Annotated in this window: 14 protein-coding genes; 7 read left to right on the plus strand and 7 right to left on the minus strand. The window is 75.3% G+C overall.

Going from position 1 to position 18,269, the window contains the following annotated elements; translation table 11 throughout:
- Positions 1–19: 19 nt before the first annotated feature.
- Positions 20–2,005: a pentapeptide repeat-containing protein gene (locus tag BX266_RS04545; protein WP_099897633.1), complete on the plus strand. Its 1,986-nt coding sequence runs from the start codon at positions 20–22 to the stop codon at positions 2,003–2,005.
- Positions 2,006–2,020: 15 nt separating this feature from the next.
- On the opposite strand, the gene BX266_RS04550 is transcribed toward BX266_RS04545, so the two are convergent.
- Positions 2,021–3,904 carry an amino acid transporter gene (locus BX266_RS04550; protein ID WP_259465048.1) on the minus strand — a complete coding sequence of 628 codons (1,884 nt, stop codon included), beginning with the start codon at positions 3,902–3,904 and terminating at the stop codon, positions 2,021–2,023.
- A 459-nt stretch (positions 3,905–4,363) separates the two neighbouring features.
- On the opposite strand from BX266_RS04550, the gene BX266_RS04555 reads away from it, so the two are divergent.
- From BX266_RS04555 to BX266_RS04565, 3 genes are all read left to right on the plus strand, one after another.
- The gene (locus tag BX266_RS04555) at positions 4,364–4,783 is read left to right on the plus strand and encodes a hypothetical protein (RefSeq protein WP_099897634.1); all 420 of its coding nucleotides are present in this window, start codon (positions 4,364–4,366) and stop codon (positions 4,781–4,783) included.
- A gap of 173 nt (positions 4,784–4,956) precedes the next feature.
- Entirely contained in the window at positions 4,957–5,625 is a 669-nt protein-coding gene (locus BX266_RS04560) for a response regulator transcription factor (RefSeq protein ID WP_099897635.1), read from the plus strand.
- A 414-nt stretch (positions 5,626–6,039) separates the two neighbouring features.
- Positions 6,040–7,149, plus strand: a complete 1,110-nt coding sequence (locus BX266_RS04565; protein ID WP_099897636.1) for a hypothetical protein — start codon at positions 6,040–6,042, stop codon at positions 7,147–7,149.
- Between the two features lie 70 nt (positions 7,150–7,219).
- On the opposite strand, the gene BX266_RS04570 is transcribed toward BX266_RS04565, so the two are convergent.
- From BX266_RS04570 to BX266_RS04580, 3 genes are all read right to left on the minus strand, one after another.
- A complete protein-coding gene (locus tag BX266_RS04570) occupies positions 7,220–8,905 on the minus strand; it encodes a GAF domain-containing sensor histidine kinase (protein WP_099897637.1) in 1,686 nt (561 codons plus the stop codon).
- A 192-nt stretch (positions 8,906–9,097) separates the two neighbouring features.
- A complete protein-coding gene (locus tag BX266_RS04575; protein ID WP_310794769.1) occupies positions 9,098–9,853 on the minus strand; it encodes a RimK family alpha-L-glutamate ligase in 756 nt (251 codons plus the stop codon).
- Positions 9,850–10,734, minus strand: a complete 885-nt coding sequence (locus tag BX266_RS04580; RefSeq protein ID WP_099897638.1) for a RimK family alpha-L-glutamate ligase — start codon at positions 10,732–10,734, stop codon at positions 9,850–9,852. The genes BX266_RS04575 and BX266_RS04580 overlap by 4 nt, the downstream gene beginning before the upstream one ends.
- Positions 10,735–10,975: 241 nt before the next feature.
- Here BX266_RS04580 and BX266_RS04585 point away from each other — a divergent pair, with 241 nt between their 5' ends.
- From BX266_RS04585 to BX266_RS04595, 3 genes are all read left to right on the plus strand, one after another.
- Positions 10,976–11,683: an AAA family ATPase gene (locus BX266_RS04585; RefSeq protein ID WP_099897639.1), complete on the plus strand. Its 708-nt coding sequence runs from the start codon at positions 10,976–10,978 to the stop codon at positions 11,681–11,683.
- A gap of 52 nt (positions 11,684–11,735) precedes the next feature.
- Positions 11,736–12,635 carry a hypothetical protein gene (locus BX266_RS04590; protein WP_099897640.1) on the plus strand — a complete coding sequence of 300 codons (900 nt, stop codon included), beginning with the start codon at positions 11,736–11,738 and terminating at the stop codon, positions 12,633–12,635.
- Between the two features lie 168 nt (positions 12,636–12,803).
- Positions 12,804–13,151, plus strand: a complete 348-nt coding sequence (locus BX266_RS04595) for a hypothetical protein (protein WP_143686860.1) — start codon at positions 12,804–12,806, stop codon at positions 13,149–13,151.
- 36 nt (positions 13,152–13,187) lie between these two features.
- Here BX266_RS04595 and BX266_RS04600 read toward each other — a convergent pair whose 3' ends face one another.
- From BX266_RS04600 to BX266_RS04610, 3 genes are all read right to left on the minus strand, one after another.
- On the minus strand, positions 13,188–13,835 hold the full coding sequence (locus BX266_RS04600) for a response regulator transcription factor (RefSeq protein WP_099897642.1): 648 nt from the start codon (positions 13,833–13,835) through the stop codon (positions 13,188–13,190).
- Positions 13,836–13,885: 50 nt separating this feature from the next.
- A complete protein-coding gene (locus BX266_RS04605) occupies positions 13,886–15,478 on the minus strand; it encodes a sensor histidine kinase (protein WP_259464542.1) in 1,593 nt (530 codons plus the stop codon).
- Positions 15,479–15,718: 240 nt separating this feature from the next.
- A complete protein-coding gene (locus tag BX266_RS04610) occupies positions 15,719–18,199 on the minus strand; it encodes a SpoIIE family protein phosphatase (RefSeq protein WP_099897643.1) in 2,481 nt (826 codons plus the stop codon).
- Between the last annotated feature and the right edge of the window lie 70 nt (positions 18,200–18,269).

The following is an 18,269-nucleotide window of genomic DNA, read 5'->3' on the forward strand; positions in this document are numbered from 1 at the left end:
GCCCGGCTACAACAGCGCCATGACCGCCGCCGTGCTCGCGCCCTCCGCCCCGCCCTGGCCGCACTGCGGCGACGGAGCGTCCGCCGCCGACCCCGTGGGCTGCCGGGGCGTCCCGGTGGGGGCCGGCCGGGAGTGCCTGCGCCACCTGCCCCGGCCCGCCCGCACCGGGTACCTGCGCACCCTGACCGCGGGCAGCGCGCTCGATCTGCGCGGCACCCCGCTGGACCGGCCGCTGCTGGACGCGCTGCGCGCCGCCTGCACCGACACCGCGACCGGACGCCCGCGGTTCGGCCGGGTCGACTTCTCCGGAGCGGAGTTCCTCGGTGACGCCCCGTTCGACGGGGCCGCGTTCACCGACACCGCGGTGTTCACGGGCGCCGTCTTCGCCGGGACGGCCCGTTTCGACCGGGCCGTCTTCGACGACGACGCCTGGTTCGACGACGTCGTCTTCGCCCGGGACGCCCGGTTCAACCAGGTGGTGTTCCACGACCGGGCCCGGTTCCGCCGGGCGGTGTTCCGCGGTTGCGCCTGGTTCGACGTGGCCACCTTCACCAGCACCGCCCAGTTCCGGTCCGCCGCCTTCGAGCGCACCGCCTGGTTCGACGCCGCCGCCTTCACCCGGGCCGGCCGGTTCGACGGCGCGGTGTTCCGGGACGCGGCGTGGTTCGACACCGCCGCGTTCGCCCGCGACGCCCGCTTCGACGCGGCGGTCTTCGACGGCCTCGCCCGGTTCACCGTGGCCCGGTTCGCCCGCACCGCGCAGTTCGACGCGGCGACCTTCGCCGACACCGCCTGGTTCGACTCGGCCGCCTTCGCGGGCGCCGCCCGGTTCGACGCCGTCGCCTTCGCGGGCGAGGCCCGGTTCGACGGCGCCGTCTTCGAGGGGCTGCAGCACCTCGGCCCGATGGTCGGCGCCGGACGGATCGTCTTCGACCGGGCCAGGTTCTCGGGGGTCCAGGTCGCCGTGGAGGCGGCCGCCGCCGAACTGGCCTTCACCCGGGCGGCGTTCGACGGCTCCGCGGTGCTGCGCCTGCGGTACGCCGAGCTGCAGCTGAACCGGGCGACGCTGTCCGCCCCGGTGACCGTGCACTTCTGGCCCGTGCCGTTCACCGGGCCGACCGGCGCACCGCTCGACGAGGGACCGCTGGGGGCCGGGTCGCTGTCGGCCGCGGTCCGGCTGCTGGACCTGGAGGGCGTCGACGTGGCCCATCTGGTGCTCACCGACGTGGATCTGAGCCGGTGCCGGTTCACCGGGGCGTTCCACCTCGACCAGATCCGGATCGGCTTCGGCTGCCGCTTCGCCGCTCCCCCGGCCGGTTGGCACCGCCGCGGCGTGCTGCCCGTGCGCTGGTCCCGGCGCAAGGTCATCGCCGAGGAGGCCCACTGGCGGGCCCTCGCGCCCGGGCCGGACGGCCGCGGCTGGCCGACCGGCCCGCACCACGCCGTGCCGGGCCTAGGACCCGCCACGGGCGATCTGGCGGGCGTGTACCAGCAGTTGCGCAAGGCGTTCGAGGAGGCCCGCAACGAGCCGGACGCCGCCGACTTCTACTACGGCGAGATGGAGATGCGCCGCCACGACCGCCAGCGGCCGCGGGCGGAGCGCCGGCTGCTGGGCGCGTACTGGCTGGCGTCCGGGTACGGGCTGCGGGCCTCCCGGGCGCTGTCCGGACTGCTGGCGGCGATGGGGGTCACCCTGTTGGCGATGATGCTGTTCGGCCTGCCGAACGACAGCCCCGACCCGCAGACCACCGGCAGCTACGCCGACGGCGCCGTGCGGGTGACCACCAGGACCCCGGACCCGGTGCTCACGCTGCCGCTGCGGCGGCGGGTGACCGCGGCCCGGGCCGAGAAGGCCGCGCTGGTGGTGGTGAACTCGGTGGTGTTCCGCTCCAGCGGGCAGAACCTCACCCTGACCGGCACCGTCGTCGAGATGGCCTCCCGGATCGGCGAGCCGGTCCTGCTCGGCCTCGCCGCGCTCGCCGTCCGCAGCCGGGTCAAGCGCTGACCGGCGGCGGCCCGGTCAGCCGACGTGGACCCGGGGGCGGCGGGCGCGGTCGGGTTCGGCCTCGCGGAGGACTTCGCGGGTGACGGGGGCCACCTCGCCCTGGCCGAACAGGAAGAACCGCATGAACTGGGCGAACGGGTTGCCCTCGGTCCACTCGAAGTAGATGTGCGGGAGCTGGCCCGTGGTGTCGCGGACGTGCAGCAGTATCGCGGCGAGCGCGTTCGGGACGCTGGAGTGCTGGAGCGTCAGCACCCGGTAGCGGTCGTGCAGGACCTCGCCGCGGACCTTCAGCTCGGCCTCGAAGTCGGACGGGTCGAGCACGGTGACCTCGACGAAGACCAGGTCGTCCTCGGCCGGAATGTCGTTGTCGGCGCGGATCTGGTGCACCTTCTCGCGGTACTCGGCGAGGTCCCGGCCGGCCGGCTCGTTGGCGATGAAGCGGATCGTGCGGTGCGCCGTGTCGCGCACGAAGCGCTCCGCGACCTCGTCCAGGCGCACGTCGGTGACCCGCAGTTCGAAGGCCCTGGCGAGGCGGGAGGCGAGCGAGACCAGCACGATCCCGGCGATGAAGCAGGCGCCGATCTTCACGCCGTCGGGGCGCTCGGCGATGTTGATGGCGGTGGTGTAGACGAACACCGCGGCGATGACCGCGAAGCCGATGGTCCAGTTGCGCTGCCGGGCGGCCCGGGCGGCGATGGTGACGGCGATCGCCGCGGAGGTGATCAGCACCAGCACGCCGGTGGCGTAGGCGCCGCCCTGCTTGTCCACGTCGGCGTCGAACAGCCAGGTGATCAGGAAGGCGATCGCGGTGAGCACCAGCACCATCGGGCGCACCGCGCGCGCCCAGTGCGGGGCCATGCCGTAGCGCGGCAGGTAACGGGGCATCAGGTTGAGCAGGCCGGCCATCGCGGACGCGCCGGCGAACCAGAGGATGGCGATGGTGGAGAGGTCGTAGACCGAGCCGAACGCGCCGCCCAGGTAGTGGTGGGCGAGGTAGGCGAGGGCGCGGCCGTTGGCGGGGCCGCCGGGTTCGAAGTCCTGCGCGGGGATCAGCAGGGTGGTGATGAAGCTGGTGGTGATCAGGAAGCAGCTCATGATCACGGCGGCGGTGGTGAGCAGCTTGCGGGCGCCGCGGATGCGCCCGGTGGGCCGCTCCTCGGTGTCCGCCGGGTCGCCCTCGATGTGCGGCATCACCGCGACGCCGGTCTCGAACCCGGACAGGCCGAGCGCGAGCTTGGGGAACACCACCAGGGCGACGCCGATCATCGCGATCGGGTTGCCGTGCTCGACGCTCAGCGCGTGCGTCCAGTCGGTGACCAGCGAGGGCGCGGTGACCACGTGCCAGAGGCCGACCGCGACGACCACCACGTTCAGCGCCAGGTAGACGCCGACCAGCACGATCGCCACGCCGATGGCCTCGCTGAAGCCCTTCAGGAAGACCGCTCCGAGGCCGGCGATCAGCAGCAGGGTGATCAGGACCTGATGACCGGTCAGCGCGCCGGTCAGGTGCGGGTTCTCCACCAGGTGGGCGGTGGCGTCGGCGGAGGACAGCGTGATGGTGATGATGAAGTCGGTGGCGGCGAAGCCGAGCAGGGCGAGGACGAACAGCTTGCCCTTCCAGAACGACAGCAGCCGTTCCAGCATGGCGATCGAGCCCTCGCCGTGCGGGCTCTCCTGGGCGACCCTGCGGTAGACCGGCAGCGCGCCGAACAGGGTGACGGCGACCAGCACGATGGTGGCGACCGGGGAGAGCAGTCCGGCGGCGAGCGCGGCGATGCCGGGCTGGTATCCGAGGGTGGAGAAGTAGTCCAGGCCGGTCAGGCACATGACCTTCCACCAGCGCTGGCCCTGGTGCTGGTCCTGGACCTGGGCGTGCGGACCGGGGTGCTGCTTGGCCATGTCCGACAGGCCCTCCAGCAGCCACGCCCGGAAGCGCCGGCGGGCCGAGCCTCCGTCCACGGGGGCGGAAGTCACCACTGTTGCTGCTCCTGTCGCAGGGGTCGGGAGCTCCGGGCCCGCCGGGCGCGCCGGCCCGCCCGGTGAACTCCCACGTCACTGGCGGTGGCGGACTCCCACGTCACTGTAGGTCAGGCCCGCCGCCGTCCGGGGCAGGCTGGAGCGTAACGCCCCGTTCGGCGCAGCCCGGCGGCGGTCCACGGCACTTGACGGTCCGTTGGGACACCCTTGGGCAGGGCTTTGCCGATACCGGCCGGCGGGCCCGTTTTGTCCGTGTCGGGACCATCGGCCGCGGGTCCGGGACCTCCCGCCCTTCCGCGGACCGCCCGTCGCGGTTCACGCTGGCCCGGTCGCGACCGCCCGCGGGGGGCCGGTCGCGCCGCCGAGGAGAGGAATCCGCGCGTGCCCCATCCGCGCCGCCCGTCCGTGCGCGCACTGACCCGCCGCCAGTTCAGCCGCCGTCAGGAGCCGTACCGCCGGCGGTCCCGGGCCACGCGACGCAACCCGCTCCGCCGCGGGGTGGACCGGGCCCGGCGGCGGGCGGTCGCCCTGGCGTGCCTCGCCCTCGTCCCCTGCGGCGCGCTCGCCGCCGGGGTCGTGGCGCTGCTCTGCCCGGCCCGCGGCCCGTACTGCGCCGTCAGCGGGGCGGTGCTCGGCCTGCTGCTGTTCGGGAGCCTGGCGGGCACGGTCGCCGCCGCGCTGCGCTGGCGGCTGCGGGCGCTGGAGCGGCGGGCCGCGGACTCCTGGGCGCGCTCCTGGCGGCGGGTGGAGCCGCTCTGGTCCGGGCGGGCCCTGCCGTGGCTCCCGCCGGACGGGCCCTGAACGGTTCGAGCACGTCCGGGCGTTGACTGTCAAGGGCCGGTCGGTCCACCGGTCGGCCGCCCGGACGGGACGGGACGGCCCTGTCGGCGGAGCCGGCCGGTTTGGCAGACTTCCCGGGGTGCGGGTCCGCAGTCCGCTGCGGGGTGCCGCGATCGCGAGGAGGAGTTGCTGCCATGTCCGAGGGATCGGCGCCGATCAGGGTGTTCCTGCTGGACGACCACGAGGTGGTCCGCCGCGGAGTGCACGACCTGCTGGACTCCGAACCGGACCTGGAGGTCGTCGGCGAGGCCGGCAGCGTCGAACAGGCGCTGGCCCGGGTGCCCGCGCTGCGCCCCGACGTCGCGGTGCTGGACATGCGGCTGCCGGACGGCGACGGGGTCACGGTCTGCCGCGAACTGCGCTCCCGGTTGCCGCAGTTGGCCTGCCTGATGCTCACCTCCTTCGACGACGAGGAGGCGCTGCTCGACTCGATCATGGCCGGCGCGGCCGGCTACGTGCTGAAGCAGATCAGCGGCACCGACCTGGTCACCGCGATCCGCACGGTCGCCGCCGGCCGGTCCATGCTCGACTCCGGCGCCGCCACCCGCCTGATGGCCCGGCTGCGCGGCGACTCCCCCGCGCCCGCGCCCGAGTTCCCGCAGCTCACCGACCGCGAACGCGAGATCCTCGCCCTGATCGGCGAGGGCCTGACCAACCGCCAGATCGGCGAACGCGTCTACCTCGCCGAGAAGACCGTCAAGAACCACATCTCCCGCCTGCTCGCCAAGCTCGGCGTGGAACGCCGCGTGCAGGCCGCCGTGATCGCCACCCAGACCCTGGCCGCGCAGTCCCCCGACCGCTGAGCCCGCCGCCGGCCGCTACGGCTCCTGGCCGCTGAGCCGAGGTCCGCCGGGCACGAACGGGCAGCGGAACCGGGCCGATCCGGCCACCGGCCGGCCGTCGACGCGGGCGGTCCGGTGGGACGGCGCGGCCCTGGTGGGGCGCGTGGGTGTGCGGGCCGGGAGTGCTGCGCCGGGCGGGGGACGCGGGGGCGGGGAGGCGACGCCGGGATCGGCCGGGATGCGCCGTGCCGGGACATGCCAGGGGTCTGGGCCCGCGGGCCGTGCCGCTCCTAGCATGTGACGCGCCGTCGGGCTCCCTCACCCCGAACTGCTCGAACCGCTGCGGCTCGTCAACTCGCCGACGCCGCACGGACGTTGTGACGCACTCCCCGCACGCAGGCAGCACCTGTCCTCACCACTCTGGGGGTTACGCTCATGCACGCCCGATTCGACGCACCGAGGTTCAGACCCGCTCGCACCCTCCCACTGGTACTCGCCCTGCTGGCCGCCCTGCTGGCGGTGGCCGTACCGGCGGCGGCCCCGGCGCACGCCGCCGTCCCCGACCGCTGGGGCTTCGCGTACCTGGACAACCCGACGCCGCCGCCGGGGTACGTGCCCGACACCACGCGCCAGTGGGGCAGTTGGACCGCCCCGGCCGCCAACCCGGTCAAGGTCGACCAGGTCGGCACCGGCGCGTACGTGGTGCACTTCCCGCTGATCGCCGGCCCCGGCGGCATCGCGCACGCCACCGCCGTCAACCGCACCGGCACCTGGTGCCAGGTCCAGGGCTGGGGCGCCGCCGGCACCGGCCTGGACGTCAAGGTGTCCTGCTACCAGCCGACCGGCGCGCCCGGCAACTCGCCGTTCACGGTGCTGTACACGGCCAGCACCGGCGCGCCCTCGACGGCGGGCGGCGACTACGGCTACCTGTTCTCCGGGCTGAGCAGCAGCGCCACGCTGACCCAGTACAACTCCTCCGGCGGGACGAACCTGGCGAGCCACGGCTCGACCGGCATCTGGAAGGCCTGGCTGCCGGGTCTCGGCGGGTCCACCCCCGTCGGCAACGTCGAGGTCACCGCGGTCGACGCGGCCCAGGGCGCCCGCTGCAAGGTCGCCGACTGGTTCCCGTCGGCCACCGGCCAGACCTTCCTGGTGGCCTGCTTCGACGCCGCCAACGTCCCCTACGACACGCGGTGGACGCTCAGCTACTCGGTCAAGCGGGCGGTCCACGGGCCGGCGTTCCCGCCGAAGTCCTTCGGCTACCTGTGGTTCAACGCGGGCGTGCCGGCGGGCACGAACTTCAACTCGGCCGGCGGGGTCAACGCCCTCGCCGCCGGCGTCCCGGCCACCGTCACCATGCCGGGCATCGCCGTCCCCTCCGACACCGCGCACGTCACCGCGTACGGCAGCGGCCCCGGCTGGTGCCAGCTCGCCCTGCCCTGGACCCGCACCTCCGGCACCGTCAAGCTCAACCCGCTGTGCTTCAACCCGGGGGCGACACCCGTCGCCGCGCCGTTCCTGACCGCCTACACCTCGGCCTTCTGACCCGCCGAGCATTCGACGCCCGCCGGCCGGGCCCGGAGCATCCGGGCCCGGCCGGCGCCCGGGCGGGGCGTCAGTGGCCCAGCGGGGCGGTCCAGTTGAGGAGGGTTCCGCCGGCGGGCGGGACGGTGACGGTGAGGGTGCCGCCGAGGGTGCGGGCGCGCTCGGCCAGGTTGCGCAGGCCGCTGCGGCGGCCCTGGGCGGGGATCCCGACGCCGTCGTCCCGGACGGTCACCGAGACCTGCCCGCCGACGGCCTGCAGGGCGACCTCCACGCGGGCCGCCTTGGCGTGCCGGGCGGCGTTGCTGAGGGCCTCGCCGAGGACGGCCACCAGGTGGTCGGCGACCGCGGGCGGGACGTCGGTGTCGAGCAGGCCCTCCATGCTCAGCCGGGGCGCGAAGCCGAGCGCGGCCTGCGCCTCCTCGACCACGTGCACCGCCCGGGCCCGTAGGCCCTGGCCGGCGCCGGCCTCGCGGACCCGCAGCCCGAAGATCGTCGAGCGGATGATCTTGATGGTCTCGTCCAGGTCGCCGACGGCGCGCAGCACCCGGTCGGCCGCTCCCGGGTGGTCGATGAACCGGGACGCGCTCTGCAGCGTCATGCCGGTGGCGAACAGCCGCTGGATGGCCAGGTCGTGCAGGTCTCGGGCGATCCGGTCGCGGTCCTCCAGCACCGCCAACTGCTCGGCGTCGCGCCGCCGTTCGGCCAGCTCCAGGGCGAGCGCGGCCTGGTCGGCGAAGCCCAGCAGCGGGTCGATCTCGCGCTCGGTGAACTCCGGCTCCCCGCTCGCCCGGACCAGCAGCAGCACGCCCTCGGTGTGCCCCTCGGCCCGGCCGAGCGGCACCGCGACCGCCGGCCCGAGACCGGTGAACCGCGGCGCGCCGGCCCGGTAGCGCGGATCCTCGGCCAGGTCGTACGAGGTCATCGGGATCCCCGCGACGCAGGCGGCGCCCGACAGCGTGCCGTGCAGCGGCACGTCCAGCCCGACCCGCTCCGCGGTCGCCCCGCCCAGCGCCAGCTCCACCCGCAGGCCGCTTCCGTCGGGCAGCGTGGTCAGCACGTCGGCCTGCGGCGCGCCGCTGATGTCACTGGCCCGCTGGGCGATCAGCTCCACCACCTGGGTGCGCGAACTCCCGGACAACAAGCGGCGGTTGATCTCGGCGGTGGCGGTCAGCCACCGCTGCCGGCGCTGCGCCTCCTCGTACAGGCGGGCGTTGTCGATGGCGACGCCCGCCGCGACGGCCAGGGTGGCGATCACCGACTCGTCGTCGTCGTCGAAGCCGGCCGCGCCGCGCTTGTCGGTCAGGTAGATGTTGCCGAACACCTCGTCACGGACCCGCACCGGCAAACCGAGGAAGGTCCGCATCTCCGGGTGGTGGGCGGGGCAGCCGGTGGACGCCGGGTGCCGCGTCAGGTCGTCCAGGCGCAACGGCTGCGGGTGGCGGATCAGTTCGCCGAGCAGTCCCTTGCCGGTGGGGTACGGGCCGATCCGGGCGATGTCCTCCTCGGTCAGGCCGACGGTGAGGAACTGCGAGAGGGTGTCGCCGTCCGGGCCGATGATGCCCAGCGCGGCGTACTTGGCGTCGGCGAGGACGGCCGCGGCCTCGACGATCCGGCGCAGCACCTGGGTGAGTTCGAGCTCGCGGCCGACCGAGAGCACCGCCTCCAGCAGGCTGTGCACGCGGTCGCGAGTGCCCCGGGCCACGTCGATCCGCGCCTGCAGTTCGGCCAGCAGCTCGTCCAGCCTGAGCTGCGGCATCCGCGACCGCGGTCCCTCCTCGCGCACCGCGCTCCTCCTCGTCCGTCGCTCCGCCCCGCGATTCTCGCAGACGACCGGCCGCGGTCGGGCCCGCGGGGCGGGAATGCGCCAGAGGCGAACGAGCAGGTCACGACAGGGACAGGACAGAACGACAGGCCGGAGCGGGGGCGGGCGGGGAACCGGTGGGGCGGGTCAGGGGCGGGCGGTGCGGAGGATCAGGGCGGCGAGGGCTTCGGGGGCGCCGGGCTGGTGGCGGATGCCGGGGAAGGCGTTGACGTCGACGGCGATCGGGCCGTCCGGGCCGGGGAGCAGGTCGACGCCGTAGACCTGGAGGCCGTAGGCGGGGCCGGCGGCGAGGGCGAGGGCGGTCTCGGTCGGGTCGGGGGTCCAGGGGCGGCGTTCGGGCGCGACGGGGTCGAGTTCGGAGCGGCGCTGCTCGGCGAAGACCCGGCCGTCGACGACCCAGACCTTGCGGTCCCAGCCGTCGCCGGTGACGGGCTGCTGGGTGAGGACGGGTTCGCCCGGCCAGCGGGCGGCGATCTCCGCCCACTGGTCGGGCGTCTCGACGCGGGCCACCAGATCGGTCTTGCGGCTGCGCCGGCTCTTGACCACCACCGGTGCGGTCCACGGGAGTCGGCCGAGGACGCCGGTGCCGAGCGTCGCGGCGAACGGGATCCCGGCGGCCCGGGCCCGCTCCTCGATCGCGACCCGGTCCTGGCAGAACGCGGTGGCCTCCGCCGAGTTGAGCACGGGCCGGCCCGACTCCTCGTAGCGGCGGGCGAGTTGCAGGGCGTCGGCGTCGCGGGCCTTGAGCAGCAACAGGTCGGCGTCGGGGGCGGGCCCGGCCGGGACCATGGTGTGGCCGGCGGCGGCGAGCAGCGCACGGGTGGCGGCGAGCAGCGGGTGGTCGAGGTCGCGGGTCAGCACCGCGACCCGCAGACCCGTCACCGGGCGGCCTGCGCGGCCGGGGCCGGGGCCGGGTCCGGGGTGAGCAGCGAGCCCGCGCCGGGGGTCGGCCAGGAGGAGCCGGTGCGGGCCAGCCGGACCACGGCGTCGGCGACCCGCTCGACGGCGCGCGGGACCTGACGGAAGCTCGGGAAGTCGTTGATGTCGACGACCACGGGGCCGTCGGGGCCGAGCAGCACGTCCAGGCCGTACAGGTCGAGGCCGAACACCTCGCCGACCTGGGCGGCGAGCGCGGCGACCTCGCGCGGGACCGGCACGGGGCGTTCGGTGGCGGGCTGGTGCGGGTGCAGCGGGGAGGTGCGCTGGGTGGCGAAGAGTTCGCCGCCCGCGCAGTACACCTTGAGGTCGAGGCCGTCGTTGGGCACGTACGGCTGGGCGATCAGCAGCCCGCCGTCGGCGGCGGCGATCCTGGCGAGCTGCCCGGGGTGCTCGACCAGGTGGACGGCGCGCCCCGACGAGCCGTCGGCGGGCTTGACCACCAGCGGCCAGCGCCGGCCGGGTATCGCGGCGAACGCGGCCGGGTCGGCGGCGGCCCAGGTCCGCGGCATCGGCAGGCCGTGCAGGGCGGCGACCACCGCGGCCTGCGCCTTGTCGCGGACGGGGCGGATCGCCCGGGCGTCGTTGACGGTGGTCAGCCCGGCCGCGGCGGCGGACTCCAGCAGGCCGAGGCCGGGGCCGCCGGAGACGGTCTTCAGCACCCAGGCGTCGTGCTTGCCGCCGCGCACCAGTTTGGCGAGGTCGAGCAGGTCGGCGCCGGGCCGCAGCACGTCGACCCGGTGTCCGGTGGCCCGCAGGTGGTGCACCACGGCCAGCGGCATCCCGTCGTTGCGGTAGTGCTCCTCGACCAGGAAGCAGAACCTCATGTTCCCCCACCCCTTCCCTCTGCCCCGTCCAACCGCCGAACCGTCCGACCGCGCGGGGCGTTTCGCATCGGACCACCCTGCCACGGATCATCCGGCGGATTTCGCCCAGGGTGTCCGGGATCGGAAACAGCCGGGTCACAGCCGCATCGCCGCAGGTCTGGAACGGCTTGCCCCGGGCATGACGTTGGCATGACGCTCTCTTGGCACTCTCTTTGAGTGACACTCTCCCGAGGAGGACCGTGTGCATCCACAGCTGCGCCCGCACGCGCGCCACGACCTGACGGACCGTCCGGCCCCGGCCGTGCTGTCCTACCCCGCGGACGACGTGCTGGTGGTGTCCGGCCTGCCCGGCAGCGGCAAGAGCACCCTGATGGAGCGCTGCGCCCGGGCCCGGGTGATCGACTCCCAGCACACCCGGGCCCGGTTCGCCGCCGCGCTGCCGGGCGTTCCGTACGCGCTGTACCGCCCGCTGGTCCGGCTCGCCCACTACCTGGGCCTGCGGGCGGCGATACGCGCCGGCGGCCCGCTGGTGGTGCACGACTGCGGCACGCTGCCGTGGGTGCGCCGGGCGATCGCCCGGGCCACCGCCGGGCAGGGCCGCCGGGTGCACCTGCTGCTGCTGGACGCCAGCGCCGAGCAGGCCGCGGACGGGCAGCGCCGACGCGGCCGCCGGGTGTCCAGGTACGCGTTCGCCCGGCACCGCCGGGCCGCGGCGGCGCTGCGCGCCCTGGTGACGGCCGACGCGCCGCTGCCGTCCGGGGTGGCCTCCGCGGTGCTGCTGCCGCGTGCCTCGGCCGCCCGGCTCGCCGCGATCGTGTTCACGACGGCGGCGGTCCGGCCGCCCTCGACGGCCCGTCAGGCCGCGCGCGCGACCCGGCCGGTCGCGCCGGTCGTCCCGGCGCCCCGGATGGCGCCCGTCGCGGCGGCGGCGACTGCGGCGAACGGCTGAGCCGGCCCGCGCGTCGCCCGCCGCCCGGTGCGGACGTGGTTAGTCTCCGGCCATGGGCACCCCCGAACGCACCCCCGAGCTCACGGTCGAGCTCACCGCCGAGCGCACCCCGGAGCCCCCGGCGCGGCCCGCCGCCGGGCCCGGCGGCGAACCCCGCTCCGGCGGGCAGCCGCGGCGCGCGGGCGGGCAGCCGCAGCGCGGGCCGCACGCCCGACGGGTGGCCGACCGCCTGTCGGTGCAGTTCCGCGTCCCGGTGGAGCCGCAGTACGAGCCGGCCGGCCGCCGCTGGACGCTGCGCTGGTACGACGGGCCGACGGTGGACTCGGTCCGCTGTGCGCTGGAGCGGCTGTTCCCGGACGGGGACGGGTTCGCGGTGCGGCGCGACCTGACCACCCGGGCGCTGGTGCTGGCCGCGATCCGGGAGACCCGGGCCGGGGCGATGCACCGGTCGGAGGGCAGTTGGGGCCAGCGCTACCACCTGGAGCAGTTGCTGGCCGACCGGGACCACCCGGACCGGACCGCCGATCCGCGCGAAGCGGCCATGCTGGAGCGGCTGTTGACGGCAGCCACCGCCGAGTCGGTGCGCGGCCTGGCCGCCCCCGACCTGTCCCGGGCATTCGACCTGGTGGCGCGGAACGGGGTGGCCTGGCTGCTCCCCGAGCACCGGCTGGCCGGCCCCGCCGACCGGGACGCGCTGGCGCTCGCCCCGCTGGAGTACCTGACCTCCCGTTACGCGACGGGCGTGCACCGCACGGCGTGGGAGACGGCCCTGGCGGTGCTGCCGCTGCGGGCCGCGGTCGCCGCCGCGCACCAGGACCCGGACCCGGACCCGGACGCCGCGCGGGCTGCGCTGACCCTGCTGCCCGCCCTGCGGGCGCAGGTCTCCGCCGAACTGGACGCGATCGAGCGGCGGCTCGCCGGAGCCGCGGCCGGGAGCACGCCCACCGCGTGAGCCCGGCGGACCGCCGATCGACCCCGGCGGCAGCGTACCGACACCATTCTGCCTGTTCAGCGGCGTTCGCGGTAGGAGCGAGCGCACATCCGAACTCCCTTGTCCGGGCGGCCGGTCGGGCCGCAGACTCGTCCGCATTCCCCCCTTGGACGAGTCGATGGGAGCCGTGTGTCCGCACACGTGGATCAGGACCTTGCACTGCGCGCCCGGGTTCTGCTGGCCGGCAGTGAACCCCCCACCCCCTGGCAGGCCTACCGGGCGCACCGCCTGCTGGCCCGGGTCAACCCCGCGGTGCACCTGCCGCGGCTGGCGCTGGCGGCGGTCGAACTGACCAAGCACTACCCGGTGGTGCTCCGCCGGGACATCCAACTGCGGCTGATGGAAGAGGCGTTGGCGGTCGCCTCGGCGATCGACCCGGCCGACCCGGACCGGCCGCGGGCGCTCGCCGCGATTCGCAGGGCGTACCGCGAGCGGGCCGAACAGTTGGGCATCGAACCCGCCGAACCCGGGATCTGACGCCCGGGCCGGGCCCGGGCATGACCTGACGGCCCGTCAGAGTGCGGCGTCGCGGGCCAGCAGGGCGGCCTGCACCCGGTTCTCGCAGGCCAGTTTGGCGAGGATCCGGCTGACGTAGGTCTTCACGGTGGCCTCGCTCATGTGCAGGCGGGCGCCGGTGTCGGCGTTCGACAGCCCCTCGCCGAGCAGGTCGACCACCTCGCGTTCGCGTGCGGTGAGCACCGCCAGCTTCCGTCTGGCCTGCTCGCCGCGCGCGGCCGCCGGGCCGTCCGCGAGGCTGTCCACGATGTGCCGGGTGGCGGCCGGGGACAGGAAGGCGTGGCCGGTGGCCGCGGCCCGCACCGCCTGGATCAGCTCGGCCGGGGCGGTGTCCTTCAGCAGGAACCCGGCCCCGCCGGAGGTGATCGCGCGCAGCACGTTCTCGCGCTCGCCGAAGGTGGTCAGCACGATCGCCCGGGTGCCGGGGGCCGCCCGGGGCAGTTCGGCGAGCGCGCTCAGACCGTCCAGCACCGGCATCCGGATGTCCAACAGCAGCACGTCGGCGGCGAGTGCCCGCGCCAGCCGGAGCGCCTCGGCGCCGTCCGGGGCCTCGCCCACCACCTCGATGTCCTCGGCGGAGGTGAGGATCATCCGGATGCCGGCCCGGATCAGCGGCTCGTCGTCGGCCACCAGCACACGGATCACTGCACGGACTTCCCTTCGCCCCCGCCACCGGACCACACCGCCCGGACCGCCTACACCTTGCCATGGAAGTGCTGCTTCTCCACCAGCGCGCCGTCCCGGAAGCAGAACCGCACCACGTCCTGGTCGCTGTCGATCCCGCTCTCCTTGTCGCTGGCGAACCAGCGGCAGTGCGCGCCGTCCGGCACCGGCGGTCCGATCTTGCGGAAGCCGCCGGTCAGGAACTCGCTGCCGATCGGCAGCCGGTTGTTGACGCTCTCCTCGGACTGCCCGACCTCGATCGCGTCGTACAGCTTCAGCGGGACCGTCGCGTCCCGCAGCGAGTTGACGAACAGCAGCACACCGATCACCACCAGCAGCCCCACCACGCCCAGCACCGCGAACGCCCCCAGCGCGCACCCCAGGCCGGGGCTCCGGCGGCGCTTCTCCGGACCGATCAACTCCCCTGCCAGCGCCGAAAGTTCTTCGTCCTCCAGATCGGCGGGCAGGGCGGCCGCCGCGCCGTCCGTGGTGTACGGCAGCAGCCCCGCGAGGCGGAAGCCGCCGTCCGGCGTCGGGCCCGCGTGGACGATCCCGCCCAGCAGCCGGGCCCGCTCCCGCAACCCCGTCAGCCCCTGCCCGCCGGACACCGCCGCCGCGCCGTCCCCGCCCGGGCCGTTCACCACCTCCACCACCAGGGTGTCCGGCTCGTAACGGACCGTCAGCACGATCGGCGCACCCGGCGCGTGCTTGTGCGCGTTCGTCAGACCCTCCTGGGCGATCCGGTACGCGGCGTGGCCGGTCGGCGCGGAGATCTCCCGCGGCGCGCCCTCGCTGCGCAGCCCCACCTCGGTGCCCGCCGCCCGCGAGGTGTCGGCCAGCCGGTCGATGGCGTCCACCCCGCCGGGCACCGTCGCGCTGTCCTCGCGCAGCAGGCCGACCACCTCGCGCAGCTCCCGCATCGCGCCGGTCGCCGCCTGCCGCAACACCTCCACCGCCTCCCGCTGCGGCTCCCCCAGCGTCCGGTCCACCTGCAACGCGCCGGTGTGCACGGCGATCAGCGCCAACTGGTGGCCGAGACTGTCGTGCATGTCCTGGGCGATCCGGTGCCGCTCCCGCAGCCGGGCCTGATGGGCGATCATCACCCGCTCCCGGACCAGCTGCTCGTTGCGCTGGCGCAGACTGTCCAACAGCTGGGTGCGCTGCGCCCGGTACCGTCCGAACACCGCCGGCAGCACGCCCACCAGCAGGAACCCCGCCACGCACAGCCCCAGCAGGGCGGGCAGCGGGAAGTGGTCGCGCCGGTTCTGCAGCAGGCCCACGGCGACGGTGCCGAGGAAACCGAGCGCGAACACCGCCGGGGCCTGCCACGGGCGGTTCAGCCGGCGGCCCGCCGAGTAGCCGGCCGTGACCAGCAGCGGCAGGAAGCCGCTCGGGCCGCCGACGCCCGCCGCCGCCACCACCAGCACCGGGCCCGGCAGGCCCCGCCGCAACGCGAACAGCACCGCCGACGCGCCCACCACCAGCCCCGACGGCCACCCCCCGTCGTCCCCCGCCTGGAACAACCCCGCCAGTGCACACACCAGCAGCCCGCCCAGCACCTCCCGGACGACCGCCCGCCACCCCCACGGCCCCGGCACCGCCCGCCCCACCCACTCACCGATCACCCCCGACCCTAACCACCCCTCACCCCACCCACCGCCCCCGAAAGTCGCCCCACCCCACCAACCAACGTCGCACCCCCGCCAAGCCACCCGGCCGGCAAGGTCGCGGCGCACGGGCCGTCGCTCACCGCCGGTCGACCGACAGGCTGCCCCTCCCTGCCGTTCAGCCCTCGGGCAGCGCCCGCCGTCGCACCCCGCTCCACCCCGCAACCCGGTCGGCAAGGTCGCAGCACGGGCGGTCGCTCACCGTCGGTCGGCCGTCAGGCGGGCGATGAGGATGGCGACGTCGTCGGCGCGGTGGTCGCGGTGGCGGGCTTGGCCGAGGAGGAGGTCGGCGAGGGGTTCGAGGGCGGGGGTGGTGGCGTGGGCGAGGGTGGTGCGGAGGCGGTCGATGCCCTCGGTGATGGTGGCGGTGGCGGATTCGACCAGGCCGTCGGTGTAGAGGACGAGGGTGGAGCCGGGCGGCAGGCGGATCTCGGTGACGGGGAAGTCGAGGTCGTGGTCGATGCCGAGCAGGGGGCCGCCGGCCAGGTCGAGTTGGGTGGTGCGGCCACCGGGTTCGCGCAGCAGCGGCGGGGGGTGGCCGGCCCGGACGGCGTGCAGGGTGCCGCCGGCGGGGTCGAGGCGGAGCAGGCAGCAGGAGGCGAGCAGCCCGGCGTCGAGGTCGACGAGGAGGTGGTTGGTGCGTCGGGCGACGGTCCGGACGGGGTCGTCCCCACTGGCGAACGCCCGGACCGCGCTGCGGAGTTGGCCCATCAGCGCGGCGGCCTTGACGCTGTGCCCCTCGACGTCGCCGATGATCAGGAAGACGCCGTCGCGGCCGGGGATGACGTCGTACCAGTCGCCGCCGATGTCCATGCCGCGGGTGCCGGGCAGGTAGCGGGCCGCGGTCTCCAGGCCGGGGACGGCGGGCAGGCGGTGCGGGAGCAGGGCTTCCTGGAGGCCGCGGGCGACGGCGGACTGGGCGTCGTAGAGGCGGGCGCGTTCGAGGGCCTGGGCGATCAGGCCGCCGAGGGCGGTGAGGACGGAGCGGTCCTCGGCGGTGAAGGAGCGGGGCCGGTCGAAGCCGAGGATGAGGCTGCCGACGGGGTGGCCGGAGGCGATCAGCGGGAGGAACGCCCAGGCGCGCATCTCGTCCCTGGCGATCCCGGGGTAGGCGGCGGCGAGTTCCCGTTCGGATTCGAAGAACACCGGTGCGCCGCTGGTGAACACTTCGGTGCCGGGCAGCCGGGTGCGGATGGGGGTGCCTTCGAAGGGTTCGAGGAACCCCGGCGGGTAACCGCTCTCCGCGACCAGGTGCATCCGTCCGCCGCGGGCGAGGTAGAGGGCGAGTTCCTGGCCGCCGAAGCCGGGCAGGATCTGTTCGATGACGCTGTCGGCGACCTCCCGGACGGTGACCGCCTCGGTGAGCGCGGAGGCGAGTTGCAGCACGTGGTAGACGCTGCCGACGGGCGCCGGGGTGGGCGGCGGGGCTTCCGGCAGGGTGGTGTCCTCGCTGGGGGCGGCGGGCACGATGCGGCCGGTGAGGCCGTGCGCGTCGGGGTAGAGCGAGAAGGCCAGCCAGTGGTCGGGCGGGCGGCGGGCGAGGAACGCGGTGGGCTGCTGGGAGAGCATCGCGGAGCGGTAGCGGTCCTCGTAGGCGGGGTCGGCGAGCCAGGGCAGCACGTCCCAGGGGCGGCGGTCGATCAGGTCGTCGCGGGTGGCGTGCAGCAGCAGTTCGGCGCTGCGGTTGACGTAACCGACCCGCCCGTCCGGGTCGAGCGCGAACACGCCGTCGCGCAGCCGTTCGGTGGCGGCGGTGGCGGCCGCGGCGGCGGTGGCGTCGACCACGGCGACCACCAGCCGGGCGGGTTCGGCGACGGGGTGCCCGTGCAGGTGGAGCCGCCGGATGCCGCCGCCGGGGTCGCGCAGCCGGACCCGGTGGGTGAACGGGCGGCCGAGCCGGGCGGCTTCGCGGGCGGCGTGGCGCAGTTCGGCGACGTCCTCGGGGGCGATCCGGTCCAGCAGGGTGGCGCCGCGGCCGTCGAAGCGGCGCAGGCCGAGGATCTCGCGCAGGCTTCGGTCGACGGTGAGGTGGTTGTCGGTGAGGTCCCAGTCGAAGAAGCCGAGCCGGATGCCGTCGCCGTCGGGTTCGGGGAGCAGCACCACGGCGGGCTGCCCCTCGGCGGCGAGCCGGTCGCCGTAGGGGAGCAGGCCGGTGGCGAGCCGGTTGCCGGCGGTGCGCAGCTGGCGGCGGGTGGCGGCGGGCGGGCGGGTGCCGTCGGAGGGCCAGAAGACGGCGATCACGCCGAAGGTCTGGTCGCCGGCGGTGACGGGGGTGGTGGCGGAGGCGCGCGCGTAGGGCAGTCCGACGGCCAGCCGCGGGTAGCGGCGCATGGTGTCCTCGGCGTCGGCCAGCACGATGGTGCGGCCGCCGCGGTAGGAGTCGGCGACGGGGAGCGGCGCGGCGACGGCGATCCGGTGGAACGGTTCGAGCAGGCGCAGCGGGATGCCGACGACGGCGGCCACCACCAGTGAGCGGCGGTCGGCGGAGCGCAGGTAGAGCACGCCGCCGTAGGCGGAGGTGGTGCGGACGGCTCGCAGCAGGCCGTCGGTGAGCAGGGGTTCGGCGGCAGCGTCCCATCGCGGGCGGGCGTCGTCCGGGGTGGGGCCGGTGCGCGTCGCCGGGTCGCTCTGCGGTGGCGGTTGCGGGTCGGAGGCGTCCGCCGGGACTGCCGGGCGCATGTTCTTCTCTGTACGCCGCCCCCAGGGGCGAGTCAAACGGGGGACGGCGGCGAGCCGTCCGGGTGACAGA

This window comes from Streptomyces sp. TLI_171 (assembly GCF_003610255.1).
GTDB lineage: Bacteria > Actinomycetota > Actinomycetes > Streptomycetales > Streptomycetaceae > Kitasatospora.